The organism is Paraburkholderia sp. SIMBA_054 (assembly GCF_046534875.1).
Lineage (GTDB): Bacteria > Pseudomonadota > Gammaproteobacteria > Burkholderiales > Burkholderiaceae > Paraburkholderia > Paraburkholderia hospita.
In genome coordinates, this window is record NZ_JAWRXV010001667.1 from 1 (window position 1) to 238 (window position 238).

Annotated in this window: 1 pseudogene; it reads left to right on the plus strand. The window is 61.3% G+C overall.

The features are described 5' to 3' along the window. Positions 1-180 (plus strand): annotated as a pseudogene (locus SB822_RS60760) (aromatic ring-hydroxylating dioxygenase subunit alpha); the annotation flags it as partial. Between the last annotated feature and the right edge of the window lie 58 nt (positions 181-238).

The window sequence follows — 238 nt, forward strand, 5'->3', positions numbered from 1 at the left end:
GAAGCATGGGAACGCGTGCAGCGCGGCTCGTATGCGGGCCCTGACATACCCATTCTCGTGAACCGTGGCCTCAACCGCGAAACGACCGCGCCGAACGGCGAAAAGACCGCGCACGCAACCGACGAAACCGGCATGCGCGAAGCGTACCGCCAATGGCGCGCAATGATGGAGCAAGCATGATGGACGAGCGCAACGCACTTTTCTCGCACCAGACGTTTGCACGCGCGATCGAGTTTAT